The sequence below is a fragment of the Brevundimonas intermedia genome, assembly GCF_027922165.1.
In the GTDB taxonomy this organism is placed as follows: Bacteria; Pseudomonadota; Alphaproteobacteria; order Caulobacterales; family Caulobacteraceae; genus Brevundimonas; species Brevundimonas intermedia.
Map to the genome: position 1 here is coordinate 68,727 of NZ_BSFD01000003.1, position 14,327 is coordinate 83,053.

The window sequence follows — 14,327 nt, forward strand, 5'->3', positions numbered from 1 at the left end:
CCGTCGTCATTTCGGGAGGTCGTGCGCCCCTAGTGGGCCCGCGCCTCCAGACTGGTGATCTGTTCCTTCAACCGAAGCTTCTTCTGCTTCAGCTCCCTGACCTGCAACGTGTCCACGGACGGACGGGTGAGCTCCTTCTGGATCGTCTGATCCAGGGTGCGATGACGATTACCCAGTTCGCGAATACGAGCCTCGATGGTCATGGCTTGCGCCTCCTTAGGTTAGGGACCAGTAGAGTGAGCGCCCGGTTTGGCGAGCTGTGGAATCACATTCCGGTGACGGCCCGCCTGGCCGAACCCGACGGAGGCTGACCCCAAAAATGGTCGATGATGTGAACGGAGCCATACGCAAGCCTCCCTATCGAATGGTGGTTGGAATTTCAGGGGCTTCCGGAGCGATCTACGGCGCGCGGGTGCTGGACGCGCTGAAGGACCTGGGGGTCGAGAGCCATTTGGTCGTCACCAAGGCGGCCCTGCTCACATTGTCGCAGGAGACGGATCTGTCACCCGCCGACCTGACCGCCAAGGCCTCGGTGGTTCACAAGCTGGCCGACGTCGGCGCCACCATCGCCTCGGGCTCGTTCAAGACCCTGGGCATGATCGTCGCCCCCTGTTCGGTCAAGACGATGAGCGAGGTCGCCACGGGCGTGACCTCGTCCCTGCTGACGCGCGCCGCCGACGTCACGCTGAAGGAACGTCGGCCGCTGGTGTTGATGGTGCGCGAGACGCCGTTCCATCTGGGCCATCTGCGGACCATGACCGCCCTGGCTGAGATGGGGGCCACCATCGCCCCGCCCCTGCCCGCCTTCTACGCCCGGCCAGATTCGATCATGGAGATGGTGGACCAGTCGGTCGGCCGCACCCTGGATCTGTTCGGGCTGGACTGGAGCGCGGTCCGGCGGTGGGAGGGCCTGAAGTGACCCCCCTTTGGGATTGGGCGGTCGCGGCCTATGGGGCGCCGGGCGTCGGCGAGGCCTGCGTCGCCTTGCAGGACAATCATGAGCAGAACGTGCCGCTGCTGCTGTGGTCCGCCTGGAGCGCCGCCGTCGGCCTGAAGCCGGATGCGGAAACCATAGAGGCCGCCTGCGACACAGCCCGCGCCTGGGACAGCGTGGTGGTCGCGCCGCTGCGCGCGGTCCGTCGCACCCTGAAGGCGCCGATCCCCGACATCGACGACGGCCCGCGCGAGGCCGTGCGGAACCGTGTGAAGGCGTTGGAGCTGGAGGCGGAACGCCATCTGCTGGAGGCGCTGGAAGGTTTGGTTTCCAACAACGGCGCACCACAAGCGGCCGGGACGCCTCGTCCTGCCATAGAGGCCTTGGTCGCCACGGCGCGGGTGTGGGCGCAGGTGACGCCGCGTCCGGCCTTGATCCGCCTCGCCGACGCCCTTCCGGCCTGAGCCGCGGGTGGTTATAAGCGCGGCGGGGATTGCACCATGAATGACGACGCACCGGTAATCAGCAAGGAAGAAGCGATCCTTCAGGCTCGCCTGAAACTGCTGCGCCTCGAACACGCCGACCTCTCGGCCTCCATCGAGGCCCTGTCAGAGGCCGCCATTCCCGACCAGCTGATGATCGCCCGGCTGAAGCGCAAGAAGCTGGCGATCAAGGACGAGATCGTGAAGATCGAGGACCAGATTCTGCCGGACATCATCGCCTGACGCGGTTCGACGGCGGTCAAATGCGACCATCTGCCGCCGGATAGCGGTCCAAAAGTCGCCCCAGCCTGCAGGCATAAGCCCGTCTCCCACGGGACGCCCGGTCGGCCTTTTGGTCGCCGCCTCCCGCCAATCCAGAGCGTGAACACGCTGGAGACGCCGCCGAATGCGACGCCTGCTGACCGATGCGCCCCTGGCGCGTTGCAAGACCCTTTTGATCCAGTCCGGCCAGACGGCCGCCTTCGCCGCTGTGGCCTTGCTGGCCGCCGCCGCCGCGCCAGCCGTAACGCGCGAAACTCCGCCGCCCGCCCTGGCCGCCGCCCCTGTCGCCCCGCCCGTCAAGGCCGAGGTTGAGGCCGCCGGTCCCGTGATGCGCCAGATCGAATTCTCGGCGCCCGTGCGCGGCTATGCGATCAACTCCCCTTTCGGCCTGCGCAAGTTGGCGATCGAGGCCCGCGCCCGCGCGCACAAGGGCGTCGATATCGCCGCCCCCAAGGGGACGTCCGTGTTCTCGGCAGCCGAGGGCCGGGTCATTCGCACCGGCTATGACGCGGGCGGATACGGCAATTTCATCGAGGTCCGCCACCCCAACGGCCTCAGCACCGTGTATGGGCACCTCAGCCGGATCGACGTGGCCAGCGGCGATGCGGTGACGCACGGCCAACGGATCGGACTGGTCGGCTCTACTGGCTATTCCACCGGCCCCCACCTGCATTTCGAAGTCCGGCGCGGCGACGGACAGGTCAACCCGGCGAAGGTGGTGGGTCGGCATTTCGCCGTGGCGGTCAAAACGGCGACCTGAAGCCGAACGCGTGTTGCGACAGGGGCCGGGGTCGGCCTAACCTTCCGTCTTCGGGAGGGACCCAAGCATGAACAGATTTGTCGCCGCCGTCGTCGCGGGGATCCTCGCGGCTGCGCCCATGGCCGCCTCGGCCGAGAACTACAACCGCTACAGCGACGCGGCGGCCCAGTCCGAACTGTCCCGCATCGCCGATGTCGAAATGGCGGTGATGGTCCCGATGCGGGACGGGGTGGGTCTGGCGACCAATGTATACCGACCCAAGGGCGCCAAGGGCCCCCTGCCCACCGTCTTCGTCAGGACGCCCTATAATGAGCTGGCCAATAACGCCCGCACGACGCGTAGCGCCCTGACCTGGGTCAGCCGGGGCTATGCGCTGGTGATGCAGAACGAGCGAGGGCGCTACTTCTCGCAGGGCGATTACGAGATTCTGGGCTATCCCCAGGAAGACGGTTATGACGCTCTGACCTGGATCGCGGCCCAGCCCTGGTCGAACGGCAAGGTCGGCACCCTGGGCTGTTCGTCCTCGGCCGAGTGGCAGTTGGCCCTGGCCGCTCAGAACCACCCGGCCCACGCCGCCATGGTCCCCCAAGCGTCCGGCGCCGGCATCGGCAAGGTCGGCCGGTTCCAGGAACAGGGCAACTGGTACACCGGCGGCGTGCCCCGGAACCTGTTCTTCGTCTGGCTGTACGGTGTGGACAATCCGCTGCGAGCGCAGATCCCCGGCGACATCGATCAGGAAACCCGCGCCCGGCTGGTCCGCTACAACGATCTGGACGCCAAGAAGCCGGAGGTGAACTGGCCCAGCCAGATCCGCCACCTGCCCGTCAACGAGATGCTGAAGGACCTGGGCGAGCCGCCGGCGACGTTCGAGGAACTGATCGCGCGCACGCCGAACGATCCGACGTGGCGCGAAGGGGGGCTGTATCATGACGACATGGGCTGGGGCGTGCCGTCGCTGTGGTTCAACAGCTGGTATGATGTGTCCATCGGCCCGAACATGGAACTGTTCAACCACGCCCGCTCGACGACGCAGGACCGCGAGGCGGCCGAGAACCAGTATGTGGTGGTGGGGCCGAACAACCACTGCGCCTTTGGCGGCCTGGGACCGAACTTCCGTTCGGGCGACCGGGACCTGGGCGACGCCAGCTTTGACAGCGACGCCCTGGTCGCCGCCTGGTTCGACCGGTGGCTGAAGGGCGAGGCGCGCGCCTTCCCCGCCGCCACCCCGCACGTCCAGTATTTCAACATGGGCGAGAACAGGTGGCGCACCGCCGCCCAGTGGCCGCCGCAGGGCGTGGAGACGGTGCGGATGTATCTGCGCTCGGGCGGAGCGGCCAACAGCTTGAACGGCGACGGCCGCCTCAGCCTCGAGGCGCCGCCCGCCGGCGAGGCGGCCGACCGCTATCGCTATGATCCGATGAACCCGGTCCAGACCATCGGCGGCGGCGACTGCTGCAACGGCGGCCTGGTCACGGCCGGCGCCTTCGACCAGCGGCCGATCGAGGCCCGCAACGACGTGCTGGTCTATACGTCCGAGCCGCTGACGGCCCCGATGCAGGTGACGGGCTTCATCGATGCGGTGCTGAAGGTGTCGTCGTCGGCGCAGGACACAGACTTCGCCGTCAAGCTGGTGGACGTGGCGCCGGACGGGACGGCCTATATCCTGGGCGACACCATCATGCGGGCCCGGTACCGCGACGGCTATGCGCAGCCGAAGCCGCTTACGCCCGGTCAGGTGGCGACGGTGCAGCCCACGCCGATGACGGTCAGCAACACCTTCCAGCCCGGCCACCGTATCCGCGTGGAAGTGACCAGCTCCAACTTCCCGAAGTTCGTGCGCAACCTCAACACGGGCGGCCCCAACGAGACGGAAACCCAGGGCGTGATCGCCGATAACGCCATCCACCATGCGGGCGAGGACGCCTCCTATATCGAACTGCCCGTCCTGAAGTAGGAGCGCGACGCCGAAGCGGCTGGCCTGAACCGCTTCGGCCTTGCTAGGCTGTCTGCAACTGTGGGGGGAGACGAGATGACGGCGGCGTTGACGCTGGAGAGCGTAAGCAAGCGGTACGGCGGGTTCGACGCCGTGCGCGATCTGAGTTTCCAGGTGCCCAAGGGCTCGATCTGCGGCTTCCTGGGGCCGAACGGGGCGGGCAAGACCTCGACCCTGCGGATGATCCTGGGGCTGCAGGAGGCGACGGCGGGCCGGATCGACATTCTGGGCGCGCCAAATGGTCGGTCGGTGCGGGACCGGATCGGCTTCCTGCCCGAAGAGCGGGGCCTCTATAAGAAGATGACGCCGGTCGAGGCCATCGCCTTCTTCGGCGCCCTGAAGGGCCTGCCGACGCACGAGGGCAAGAAGCGCGCGAAGCTGCTGCTGGAGCAACAGGGACTGGGCGCGGCGCAGAAAAAGAAGATGAAGGAGCTGTCCAAGGGGATGGCCCAGAAGGTCCAGCTGATCGCCGCCGTGGTCCACAAGCCCGAATTCGTCATCCTGGACGAGCCCTTCTCGGGCCTGGACCCGATGAACCAGCAGGGTCTGGAAGAGATGATCCGGGGGCTGGCGGCGGACGGAGCCACCGTCCTGTTCTCGACCCATGTGATGCAACACGCCGAGCGGCTATGCGACAAGGTCGTGCTGCTGGCGCGGGGCAAGAAGGCGTTCGAGGGATCGGTGGACGAAGCCAAGGCCACCTCGCCGCGTTTCCTTGATCTGAACGGCGCCATCACGCCCGAGGCTGCGGCGACCCTGCCCGGCGTGGCGGGGGTCGAGACCCTGTCAGAAACGGACGGGGTGCGGCGGCTGAAGATCGCCCTGGCGCCCGGCGCGGGCGGCCAGGAGACGCTGAAGGCGGCCTTCCTGAACGGGCTGGACGTGCGCGGCTTTGCTCTGAAGGAGCCGACGCTGCACGACGCCTTCATCGGCCTGACCGGGGACCATCCCGATCAACCGGCCACCCCCTCGGAGGCGAGCCAATGAAACGCACCCTGCTGATCGCCCGGCGCGAATTTGTCGCCTACGCCAAGACCGTCGGCTTCTGGCTGTCGCTGCTGGCCTTCCCGCTGTTCGCGGTCCTCGGCGGCGGCATTCCGCTGCTGATCCAGTCGGCCGAGCCGATCAAGGCCGTGGCCGTGATCGAGGAGGGCCCGGCCGCCGCAGGCCTGGCGGCCGCTGTACGCGCCTCGCTGCAGTCCGATCTGGACCGGCAGAACGAGCGTCTGCGCGAGGCCGCCGAAAAGGGACAGGCCGGCGCCGGCCGCGCGGTCGCCTCGATCAGCGGGCCCAAGATCCGCCTGGTCGCCCCGCCTGCCGCCATCGCCGAAGCGACCGGCCCGGCGCGCGACGCCGCCATCAAGACGGCCCTGGACAAGGAGACGCCGAAGGACCGCCGCCTGGACGCGGTGGTCTTCCTGAGCCGGGTCGAGGGCAAGCCCGCCGCCCAGGTCTGGACCGGCCGCGCCAACGATGGAGACGTTTCCGGGTTCATCCGCGGCGCCCTGCGTGACGCCCGCCGCACCGAACTGCTGACCGCCGCCGGGGTGGCGCCCGCCGTGGCCGCCGAGGTTCAGAACTTCCGCCCCGAGGTGAAGGCCTTCTCGCCCAATGCTGCGAGCGGGGGCGAGGTTTCGATGCGTGACCGCATCCCGTCCTATATCGGCCTGGGCGCCGGCTTCCTGCTGTGGTCCCTGGTGATCACCGGGGCCTCCATCCTGCTGAACAGCGTGATGGAGGAGAAGTCGAACAAGATCCTGGAGGTGCTGCTGTCGTCGGCCTCAGCGACCGAGATCCTGACCGGCAAGGTGCTGGGGGTGGCGATGCTGACCCTGAGCGTGCTGGCGGTCTGGGGCGGGATCGGCACGTTCGGCCTGGTGTCCGCATCGCCCGACATGGCGGCGACGGTGGGTCAGGTGCTGATGGACGACGGACTGATCTTCTATTTCATCGCCTATATGGTCGGCGGCTATCTGATGTACGCCGTGCTGTTCGCGGCCATCGGCGCCTTTTGCGAGACGCCGCGCGACGCCCAGACCCTGATGGGGCCGATCATGATGGTGCTGGTCGTGCCGATCATCGTCATGCAGATGGCCCTGGCCAGCCCCGATGCGCCGGCGGTCAAGGTTCTGTCCTGGATCCCCTTCTTCACGCCCTTCCTGATGAGCGCCCGGGCGCCCAGCGATCCGCCGCTGATCGAGATCGTCCTGACCCTGATCGGCATGTTCGCCACCGCCGGCTTCATGGTCTGGATCGCCGGACGGGCCTTCCGCGCCGGCGCTCTGTCGGACGTGAAGCTGAGCTGGAAGAGCTTCGGGCGGGCGATCACCGGGCGCTGAAGGCGTGCGGCTTCGGTGGGGTCAGGGCTTCTTCAGCAGCCTGTCGCGCGCCGCGTTGACGCGGGTCGCCAAACCTTCCGTGCCGCCCTGGTCGGGGTGGGCGCGGCCCATGGCCTTTTTCCAGGCGGCGCGGATTTCGGCCTCGGTCGCGTCGCGGCCGACGCCCAGGACGGCGCGGGCGTCGGCCTCGCTGATCGGTTCGGAGCGGATGGGGCTGCGCAGGCGCGAAGACCAGGCCAGATAGAGGCCCGTCGCCGCCAGGACCACAGCCCATAGCCAGGCGCCCCTGAAGGCCGCCAGGGCGCCGCCGGCCAGCAGCACCGATCCCAGCAGGGTCGCGGTCACACGCCAGTGGGCACTGCCCCGCCGTTCCGTCTGGCGGCCCAGCCGCACCAGGGTCCAAAGGGCGATCGCCGCCAGGGCCAGGGCGATCAGATTCACGACCTTATCCGGTCGTTCAGGCCGCCACGTCCAGCGGGGCCAGAGCCTGTTCCAGCCCCATGGCCTTCATCAGGTTGCGCAGCTCCTGCCGCGCGGCGACGTGGGCCAGGGACACGGCCACCGGACGGATGTCGTTGGACAGGTCCGCGACCGTCAGGCCGAACGGGAACAGCTCGCGATAGATGACGCGATCGCGCAGGCCGGGGCCGACACGGAAACCGACCCGTTTGGCCAGCTTGTTCATCCGCTCTTCCAGACGTTTGCGGTTGCGCGCCTCGGCGACCGCCAGGCGGTTGGTCACGACCAGCCAGTCGATGGTGGCGTTCCGGCCCTGGCTGATCGCGCGGACCTTGCGCGCCTCCCAGACGCTTTCGGAATAGATCGAGGGTTTCAGCAGGTCCAGCGTCACCGGATCCACTTCGCCCAGCAGGTCGAAATCGACGAAACTGTCGTTCATCGGCGTCACGATCTGGTCAGCCCGGGCGTGAGCGGCGTTGGACACGGCAGTGTCGCCGCCAGGGGTGTCGATGAGGATGGCGTCCACGCCGGCCGCCACGGCTTCATCGAAGGCGCGCTCGAAGGCGGCGATCTGCTCAACCGTCCCGCCTTTCGCCAAGGCCTTGCCGTCGCCCATGTCGGGCATGAAGGGCTGGGGCAGTTGCTGATTGTTCGCGGCCAGCCAGGCCAGACGGTTGGTGAAGAACCTCTGCATCGACCGCTGGCGCAAATCCAGGTCGATAATGGCCACCGAACGGCCCGCATGCAGCAGGCCCGTGACGATATGGATCGCCAGGGTGGACTTGCCTGCCCCGCCCTTTTCGTTGCCGAGGACGATCACGTGAGGCTGCGTCATGGAGGAAACCCTCTTTGGCGACCGACGCGACTCAACACTGCGCGGCCTTTGGACGGGTCAGAGTCGGCCCACGGAGGCCAAACGTCAACGAGGCGTTAACGCGTATCTGTGGACTTCGGTCCTGCCGCTCAACCGGCGCGGCGGCACCAGGGGTCCGCCACCTGGGCGGCGGCGCACAGGGCCGACGCCGCCTCGGTCGGAATCGGGCCGACTTTCAAACGGGTCAGACTGCGACCGTTGACTTCGACCCGCTCGAACACCGGCGACAGGTTGGACAGGTCCGCGCGGGCTTTCAATCGGGCCCAGGCCGCCTGGGCTCCGGCCGGACTGGAAAAGGCGCCCAGCTGGATCATTCGCCCGGCAGGGCGAGGCTCGGTCCGAACCACGGCGGCACGCAGCCGAGGCGCTTCAACCGGCGCGGCGCGTTCGGCGACAGCCTTGACCATCACCGCCGGGGCCGCTTCGACAGCGCTTTCGACCGCCGGGCGCACCATCCGCACCACGGCGTCGCGAAGTCCGTCGCCATCGGCGTCCGCCGAGACGATGGAGCCCCCGCTGCTCAGTGCGTCCCGCGCGTCCCACATTTCATGTGGGCTCATCACGGCCACATGGGCGGGCGAAAACTTTAGGGGGCGCAGCCCCTGGTCCTTGGCGGTCGGGCGGGGCGTGTCGCCGCTCGACGTCGCGGACCCAGGGTCCATGGGAATGTCGATGGCGGCCACGTGCTCGGCCATGGCGCGGAAGCTCTGGGGCGTACCATCGACGGCCCCACACCCTGCGAGGGTCAGGGCGAGCGTGATCAGAACTGGACGGGTCGCTCGTGCTGGCGTCATAAGCACGACCCTAGCCGCCAGGGTTTGAGGTCTGGTGCATCAACACGCTTAAGCCGAAGGGTTAACCGCTTCACCATGACCGAGCCTGCGTCCCTCCCCGTCGTCCACACCGTGGCGGATCTACGCGCCGTCGTGCGCGACTGGAAAAGACAAGGCCTGACAGTGGGCATGGTTCCGACCATGGGGGCCTTGCACGAAGGCCATCTGACTCTCGTGCGCGAGGCCGGCCGCCGGGCGGACCGTGTCGTGGCCTCGAACTTCGTCAATCCGACCCAGTTCGCCGCCCACGAGGATCTGGGCCGCTATCCCCGCCGTCAGGAAGAAGACGCCCGCCTGCTGTCCGGGGCGGGCTGCCATCTGATGTTCGCCCCGACGCCGGAGGAGATGTACCCGCAGGGCTTCGCCACCAGCGTCGCCGTTGCCGGGCCGGCGCTTGGGCTGGAGGGCGACTTCCGTCCCCAGATGTTCGGCGGGGTCGCCCTGGTCGTCACCAAGCTGTTCAACCAGGTTCAGCCGGACCTCGCCGTGTTCGGCGAGAAGGACTACCAGCAGCTGATGGTCATTCGTCGTTTTGTGCGCGACCTGGACCTGCCGGTCGAGATCGTCGCGGCGCCGACCGAACGTGACGCGGCCGGCTTGGCCCTGTCTTCACGCAACGACTATCTGTCCGAAGCCGAGCTGGGCGTCGCGCGACGCCTGAACCAGATTCTGGCTGAGGCCGCCGCAGCAGCCTCTGCAGGACGCCCCCTGCCGGGCGTTGAGCGGGACGCCTATTCCGCCATCCTGAAGGCCGGGTTCGAACGGATCGACTATGTCACGGTCCGACACGCCGAAGATCTGTCGCCGTTCCGCGACGGCGTGGTGGACGGGCCGGCGCGCATCCTGGTCGCCGCCTGGCTGGGCAAGACTCGGCTGATCGACAACAGGGCCGTCTGAGACGCCGCAAAAAAGAACCCGACGCGAGCGCCGGGCTTTGAAAAGGTTCGGTGATGGTGCGTCCCAAAAAGGGACAGATCCTTCATTGAGCGCTTCGGTTAACAATGTATTACGAACGTCGGTCTGGCAGCCAGGCCGTCTGACGGCCGCTCTGTCCTGTGGGCCAGGTCAGACGCCAGCCGTCGCCGGCGCGGACCGGCGTAAAGTCGGACTGCGCCCCGAAACCGGGAAAGGCGAACCTCGCGCCATCAACTTCGATGACGGCTGTGCCGCCGCCGGGCGCCGTGGCGCGCCAAGCGCCTTCAGGACCTCGCATGACCGAGATACGCGCCCCATCGATCAAGACATTCGGCAGATCGCCGGCGGTTCGACCGGACAGAATGACGGCGGCCCCGTCCGAATCGACAGCGTCCAGAACGCCCCGGCCGTCCAGACGCCGCGTCGGTTCGCCCGACGCAATCAACAACAGCGGGCCGGCGCCGCCCCCAATAAGTACAAGCGTTTCCGGGGACGGCGCGGCGTCCTCGCCCACCTGAACTTCGGGCGTCAATCGGAGGTCGCCCGTCCCGACCGGAACGCGCAGTTCGAAGCGCCCTGCCGCATCGGCGGCGACAGCGACGGCGGCGCCGTCAGTCCCGCGCAGAACGACCCTGGCGTTCGGCCCCGCCCGCCCTCGCACGACGACGTCGGCCCCGTCGCGCATGGCCGCCTCGACGAGGGGCGGCTGCACCCAGACGGACGCCGTCGGTTCGTCCACGGCCTTCGCCGCGCCCTCGCCTTGCTTCGAGCAGCCGGAGGCCGCCGCGACCAGGGTCGCGGCCAAGACGACCGTGGCGGTGATCCGGCGTTTCATCCTGCGCCTCAACGATATATGGCTGACGGCCAAGCCGCCCGAGAATCTGTTACCCCGGGCGCCGCCGGTTTGACCATGGGTCGATCGCGCATTCGTTCAGTCCGAGGCTCCATGTCCCTGCCCCCCGTTTCGTTCCTTCCCTTCGACGGCCCGTCCGTCTGCCTGTTCTGCGGCTCTTCCGACCGGGCCGACCCGGCCTACACCGAGGCCGCGCACGCCTTCGGCAGGGCGACGGCGCAAGCCGGTTGGCGGCTCGTCTATGGCGGTGGCGGCGTCGGCCTGATGGGCGCCTCGGCGCGCGGCGCGCACGAAGCCGGCGGCCGCGTCGTCGGCATCATGCCCGCCTTCCTGCGCAGCCGTGAACGCCTGTTCGACGAGGTCGAGACCGTCGTCGTGACCTCGATGCACGAGCGCAAACAGCTGATGTACGATCAGTCCGACGCCTTCGTGGTCGCGCCCGGGGGCATCGGCACCCTGGAAGAGGTCGTGGAACTGCTGTCGTGGAAGCGGCTGGACCTGCATCAGAAGCCGGTCGTCTTCCTCAATCTGAACGGCTTCTGGGACGGCTTCTTCGCCCTAATGCGCCACAGTGTCGAAGAGGGCATGACCCCCGCCGACTTCCTGGAGGCCTGGACCGTGGCCGAAACGGTCGAGGAAGCCATGGCCCAGATTCAGGGCGGGAACGGCGCAACCGAAAGGAAGTATGATCGTCGATAGGTTATCGTCGCTCATAAATATTTGCCGGGCCGGGTTGACAGTTTTTATCGAAAACTGACATTGGCCACGACGGCACGACGCCGTTCTTCAATCCGGAGATTTATCATGCGCGTCCTGCTCGTCGCCGCAGCCTTGTTCGCCGCCGCCCCCGCGATGGCCGAAGCCCCCGCCGCCACCCGCCTGACCCTGGCCGACGCCGCCACCGCACCCGTGCGCGCCACCATCATCGACGGCGCCCGCTGGTCCTGCGAAGGCGCGACCTGCACCGCTGCGGGCGGGACGGAACAGCCGGCGACGCGCGCCTGCCGTCGCGTCGTGCAGAAGTTCGGCCGCGTGACGGCCTTCTCCTACAAGGGCGTCGCCCTGGGCGCCGACGAACTGGCCGTCTGCAACGCCTGATCCAGGTCGAGGCGGTTTAGGCCGCCTCGCCTTTCAGACGCCGCTGTATGGTTTCACGACCGATCAGCGGCGCCATGGCCGCCATATCCGGCCCATGCGCCTGCCCCGTCAGCGCCAGACGCAGCGGCATGAACAACGCCTTTCCCTTGGCCCCCGTCTCAGCCTTGACGGCGTTGGTCCAGGTGGACCAGGCGGTGTCGTCGATCACTTCAGGCAGCAGGGCGGCGGCGGCGGCGATGAAGGCCGCGTCCTCGATTACCGGCTGGATCGGGCCACGTACGATCTTCGCCATTTCAACCACATCGGCGAACTTGTTCAGGTTTCCACGCACGATCGACCAGAAGGCTTCGCCCAGGTCGGCGTCCAATGCCTGTAGCCGCGGTTGGGCCGTCGCATAGTCCATCACGTGCAGCGCCTGGGCGTTGAGCCGGTCCAGATCCGCGGTATCATAGCGCGCCGGCGAACGTCCCATCTTGGTGAAGGCGAAGCTGGCGCCCAAGGCCTGGACCGACTCGCCGACTTCCAGCGGATCCGAGGTGCCGATCCGGCCCAGATGGCTGGTGATGGCGATCGGCTCATAGCCCTGGTCGCGCATGTCGCTGATCGACAGCGAGCCCAGGCGTTTGGACAGGGCCGCGCCGTCGGCGCCGACCAGCAGCGGCATGTGGGCGAAACCGGGAACCGTGGCGCCCAGGGCTTCGAAGATCTCGATCTGCGCGCCGGTGTTGGTGACGTGATCCTCGCCCCGGATGATGTGGGTGATGGCCATATCGATATCGTCGACCACGGACGGCAGGGTGTAGAGGAACAGGCCGTCCTCGCGGATCAAAACCGGGTCCGACATGGAGGCGGTGTCCACCTCGGCATGGCCGCGCGCCAGGTCTTCCCAGGCGACACGCTTGCCTTCCAGCTTGAACCGCCAGTGCGGACGGCGGCCCTCGGCCTCGTAGGCGGCCTTCTGGTCTTCGGTCAGCTCCAGGGCGGCGCGGTCGTAGATCGGCGGCAGGCCGCGCGACAGCTGAACCTTGCGACGACGGTCCAGTTCGTCAGCGGTCTCATAGGCGGGATACAGCCGTCCCGACGCCTTGAGCTTGGCGGCGGCCTCTTCGTAGCGGTCGAACCGCTTGGACTGGTTGTAACGCTCGTCCCACGGCATCCCCAGCCAGGTCAGATCGTCCTCGATCCCCTGTTCGAACTCGGGCGTGGAGCGCGCCAGGTCGGTGTCGTCGATCCGCAGCACGAAGGAACCGCCCTGTCCCTTGGCGAACAGCCAGTTCACCAGGGCGGTGCGGACATTGCCGACGTGCAACTTACCCGTAGGCGACGGGGCGAAACGGACCTTGACGGACATAGGGGAGCGACCTTGAAAGCGAGGCGGCTAGGTCGCGCCGCAACCCGGCGAAGTCAAGGCCGCAGGGCCGCCAAGCGCCGTCAATAGAACGATCAGTCGTCGCGGTGGACGCGTTCGCGGCGTTCGTGGCGTTCCTGGGCTTCGACCGACAGCGTCGCCGTCGGACGGGCTTCGAGACGCCCCAAACCGATCGGTTCACCGGTGTCCTCGCAATAGCCGTACGAACCGTCCTCGATCCGACGCAGCGCGTCATCGATCTTGGAGATCAGCTTGCGCTGACGATCACGGGTGCGCAACTCCAGCGCGCGATCCGATTCCGACGACGCCCGATCCACCAGATCGGGGTGATTCTCAGTCTCGGCCTTCAGATTGACCACCGTGCCCTTGGACTCGCGAAGGATCTCATCCTTCCAGTCCAGCAGCTTCTTTTTGAAATAGGCAAGCTGCCGTTCACTCATGAACGGCTCATTGTCAGACGGCCGATAAAGACCGGATTCGTCGGACACAACGGACGCCAAAGCGTTCATCGCACTCACGCTCTCTAAGCACGCCCCCCTGTGGCGTAAGGGCCGTATAGTCAGCCCGGAGAGTCCCGGCAACGGCGCTCGCGATTCCGTGATCACGATTAGGCGAAGGGCGTGGCCCGCGTGACATTTGTCGCGCAGTTTCGGCCGTAAATTTTGAAAACCCGAAGTTTTTAGCTTCAGACGCCGCCGCGTCTAAGCTCTGCCTTGGCCAACTCGACCGACGCCCGCAGGTCTATCTGGTCCAGCAGGGCGTTCAACTCGGGGTTCCCATCATCCGGACGCTCTTCGCGCAACGTCCGAGCGAGTCGGTCCAAAGTCGCGTCGTCCGCCTCACCGGACAGCAGGGCCAGCTTCATTTCGTCAAGACGATCCAGCAGGCCCGCACCCCGCTTCACGGCGCGACGCCGTTTCTCAAGCGGCCCCTCGACCCCCTGTAGCGCCATCAGGGCCGAGACGTCCGCGACGGTCGAGGCTGCAGCGCTGGCCGCCGGGGCGGCTGCCCCGGGAGTCGCCGAAGTCTGGCCCAGCGAAAAACCGGACGCGGAACGTGCGGCCTTGCCGCCGGCAGGGGCGCTGGGTCCCGTCGTCCCTGTGACCTTCATCGGCGCGTGCTCCGGCTCATGCTGG

18 protein-coding genes are annotated in these 14,327 nt (G+C 67.5%); 10 read left to right on the forward strand and 8 right to left on the reverse strand.

Annotation, left to right across the window (positions count from 1 at the left end; translation table 11 throughout):
• Positions 1 to 29: 29 nt before the first annotated feature.
• Entirely contained in the window at positions 30 to 203 is a 174-nt protein-coding gene (locus PKE72_RS07525) for a YdcH family protein (RefSeq protein WP_267516034.1), read from the reverse strand.
• A gap of 116 nt (positions 204 to 319) precedes the next feature.
• Here PKE72_RS07525 and PKE72_RS07530 point away from each other — a divergent pair, with 116 nt between their 5' ends.
• From PKE72_RS07530 to PKE72_RS07560, 7 genes are all read left to right on the forward strand, one after another.
• On the forward strand, positions 320 to 919 hold the full coding sequence (locus tag PKE72_RS07530) for a UbiX family flavin prenyltransferase (RefSeq protein ID WP_271164760.1): 600 nt from the start codon (positions 320 to 322) through the stop codon (positions 917 to 919).
• Entirely contained in the window at positions 916 to 1,398 is a 483-nt protein-coding gene (locus tag PKE72_RS07535; RefSeq protein WP_271164761.1) for a TIGR02444 family protein, read from the forward strand. Before PKE72_RS07530 ends, PKE72_RS07535 begins: the two co-directional genes overlap by 4 nt.
• A 36-nt stretch (positions 1,399 to 1,434) precedes the next feature.
• Positions 1,435 to 1,659, forward strand: a complete 225-nt coding sequence (locus PKE72_RS07540; RefSeq protein ID WP_271164762.1) for a YdcH family protein — start codon at positions 1,435 to 1,437, stop codon at positions 1,657 to 1,659.
• A 163-nt stretch (positions 1,660 to 1,822) separates the two neighbouring features.
• Entirely contained in the window at positions 1,823 to 2,458 is a 636-nt protein-coding gene (locus PKE72_RS07545; RefSeq protein ID WP_271164763.1) for a M23 family metallopeptidase, read from the forward strand.
• A gap of 67 nt (positions 2,459 to 2,525) precedes the next feature.
• A complete protein-coding gene (locus PKE72_RS07550) occupies positions 2,526 to 4,412 on the forward strand; it encodes a CocE/NonD family hydrolase (RefSeq protein ID WP_271164764.1) in 1,887 nt (628 codons plus the stop codon).
• Between the two features lie 75 nt (positions 4,413 to 4,487).
• Positions 4,488 to 5,438 (forward strand): ABC transporter ATP-binding protein, encoded by a 951-nt coding sequence (locus PKE72_RS07555; protein WP_271164765.1) that lies wholly within the window; start codon positions 4,488 to 4,490, stop codon positions 5,436 to 5,438.
• On the forward strand, positions 5,435 to 6,790 hold the full coding sequence (locus PKE72_RS07560; protein WP_271164766.1) for an ABC transporter permease: 1,356 nt from the start codon (positions 5,435 to 5,437) through the stop codon (positions 6,788 to 6,790). Before PKE72_RS07555 ends, PKE72_RS07560 begins: the two co-directional genes overlap by 4 nt.
• Before the next feature lie 21 nt (positions 6,791 to 6,811).
• Here the strand turns inward: PKE72_RS07560 and PKE72_RS07565 are convergent, their stop codons facing one another.
• From PKE72_RS07565 to PKE72_RS07575, 3 genes are all read right to left on the reverse strand, one after another.
• Positions 6,812 to 7,231, reverse strand: a complete 420-nt coding sequence (locus PKE72_RS07565; protein WP_271164767.1) for a J domain-containing protein — start codon at positions 7,229 to 7,231, stop codon at positions 6,812 to 6,814.
• 16 nt (positions 7,232 to 7,247) lie between these two features.
• Positions 7,248 to 8,084, reverse strand: coding sequence for a division plane positioning ATPase MipZ (locus PKE72_RS07570; RefSeq protein ID WP_271164768.1), 837 nt, complete (start codon positions 8,082 to 8,084; stop codon positions 7,248 to 7,250).
• A gap of 128 nt (positions 8,085 to 8,212) precedes the next feature.
• A complete protein-coding gene (locus PKE72_RS07575) occupies positions 8,213 to 8,917 on the reverse strand; it encodes an SPOR domain-containing protein (RefSeq protein WP_271164769.1) in 705 nt (234 codons plus the stop codon).
• A 75-nt stretch (positions 8,918 to 8,992) separates the two neighbouring features.
• On the opposite strand from PKE72_RS07575, the gene panC reads away from it, so the two are divergent.
• Positions 8,993 to 9,853 carry a pantoate--beta-alanine ligase gene (gene panC, locus PKE72_RS07580; RefSeq protein ID WP_271164770.1) on the forward strand — a complete coding sequence of 287 codons (861 nt, stop codon included), beginning with the start codon at positions 8,993 to 8,995 and terminating at the stop codon, positions 9,851 to 9,853.
• Positions 9,854 to 9,962: 109 nt separating this feature from the next.
• On the opposite strand, the gene PKE72_RS07585 is transcribed toward panC, so the two are convergent.
• Positions 9,963 to 10,706 (reverse strand): hypothetical protein, encoded by a 744-nt coding sequence (locus PKE72_RS07585; RefSeq protein ID WP_271164771.1) that lies wholly within the window; start codon positions 10,704 to 10,706, stop codon positions 9,963 to 9,965.
• A gap of 111 nt (positions 10,707 to 10,817) precedes the next feature.
• On the opposite strand from PKE72_RS07585, the gene PKE72_RS07590 reads away from it, so the two are divergent.
• Complete coding sequence (locus PKE72_RS07590; RefSeq protein ID WP_271164772.1) at positions 10,818 to 11,423, forward strand: LOG family protein; 606 nt, start codon at positions 10,818 to 10,820, stop codon at positions 11,421 to 11,423.
• 105 nt (positions 11,424 to 11,528) lie between these two features.
• Positions 11,529 to 11,822: a DUF8200 family protein gene (locus tag PKE72_RS07595; RefSeq protein ID WP_271164773.1), complete on the forward strand. Its 294-nt coding sequence runs from the start codon at positions 11,529 to 11,531 to the stop codon at positions 11,820 to 11,822.
• Positions 11,823 to 11,838: 16 nt separating this feature from the next.
• On the opposite strand, the gene gltX is transcribed toward PKE72_RS07595, so the two are convergent.
• From gltX to PKE72_RS07610, 3 genes are all read right to left on the reverse strand, one after another.
• A complete protein-coding gene (gltX, locus tag PKE72_RS07600) occupies positions 11,839 to 13,173 on the reverse strand; it encodes a glutamate--tRNA ligase (protein WP_271164774.1) in 1,335 nt (444 codons plus the stop codon).
• A gap of 92 nt (positions 13,174 to 13,265) precedes the next feature.
• Complete coding sequence (gene dksA, locus PKE72_RS07605; RefSeq protein WP_271164775.1) at positions 13,266 to 13,700, reverse strand: RNA polymerase-binding protein DksA; 435 nt, start codon at positions 13,698 to 13,700, stop codon at positions 13,266 to 13,268.
• A gap of 176 nt (positions 13,701 to 13,876) precedes the next feature.
• On the reverse strand, positions 13,877 to 14,302 hold the full coding sequence (locus PKE72_RS07610; RefSeq protein WP_271164776.1) for a flagellar assembly protein FliX: 426 nt from the start codon (positions 14,300 to 14,302) through the stop codon (positions 13,877 to 13,879).
• Positions 14,303 to 14,327: the final 25 nt, after the last annotated feature.

Excerpts from the sequence above, each read along its gene's own strand:
- PKE72_RS07525 (WP_267516034.1), bottom strand. The coding sequence starts at position 203 with ATGACCATCGAGGCTCGTATTCGCGAACTGGGTAATCGTCATCGCACC.
- PKE72_RS07530 (WP_271164760.1), top strand. The coding sequence starts at position 320 with ATGGTCGATGATGTGAACGGAGCCATACGCAAGCCTCCCTATCGAATG.
- PKE72_RS07540 (WP_271164762.1), top strand. The coding sequence starts at position 1,435 with ATGAATGACGACGCACCGGTAATCAGCAAGGAAGAAGCGATCCTTCAG.
- PKE72_RS07545 (WP_271164763.1), top strand. The coding sequence starts at position 1,823 with ATGCGACGCCTGCTGACCGATGCGCCCCTGGCGCGTTGCAAGACCCTT.
- PKE72_RS07550 (WP_271164764.1), top strand. The coding sequence starts at position 2,526 with ATGAACAGATTTGTCGCCGCCGTCGTCGCGGGGATCCTCGCGGCTGCG.
- PKE72_RS07555 (WP_271164765.1), top strand. The coding sequence starts at position 4,488 with ATGACGGCGGCGTTGACGCTGGAGAGCGTAAGCAAGCGGTACGGCGGG.
- PKE72_RS07560 (WP_271164766.1), top strand. The coding sequence starts at position 5,435 with ATGAAACGCACCCTGCTGATCGCCCGGCGCGAATTTGTCGCCTACGCC.
- PKE72_RS07570 (WP_271164768.1), bottom strand. The coding sequence starts at position 8,084 with ATGACGCAGCCTCACGTGATCGTCCTCGGCAACGAAAAGGGCGGGGCA.
- PKE72_RS07575 (WP_271164769.1), bottom strand. The coding sequence starts at position 8,917 with ATGACGCCAGCACGAGCGACCCGTCCAGTTCTGATCACGCTCGCCCTG.
- panC (WP_271164770.1), top strand. The coding sequence starts at position 8,993 with ATGACCGAGCCTGCGTCCCTCCCCGTCGTCCACACCGTGGCGGATCTA.
- PKE72_RS07585 (WP_271164771.1), bottom strand. The coding sequence starts at position 10,706 with ATGAAACGCCGGATCACCGCCACGGTCGTCTTGGCCGCGACCCTGGTC.
- PKE72_RS07590 (WP_271164772.1), top strand. The coding sequence starts at position 10,818 with ATGTCCCTGCCCCCCGTTTCGTTCCTTCCCTTCGACGGCCCGTCCGTC.
- PKE72_RS07595 (WP_271164773.1), top strand. The coding sequence starts at position 11,529 with ATGCGCGTCCTGCTCGTCGCCGCAGCCTTGTTCGCCGCCGCCCCCGCG.
- gltX (WP_271164774.1), bottom strand. The coding sequence starts at position 13,173 with ATGTCCGTCAAGGTCCGTTTCGCCCCGTCGCCTACGGGTAAGTTGCAC.
- dksA (WP_271164775.1), bottom strand. The coding sequence starts at position 13,700 with ATGAACGCTTTGGCGTCCGTTGTGTCCGACGAATCCGGTCTTTATCGG.
- PKE72_RS07610 (WP_271164776.1), bottom strand. The coding sequence starts at position 14,302 with ATGAAGGTCACAGGGACGACGGGACCCAGCGCCCCTGCCGGCGGCAAG.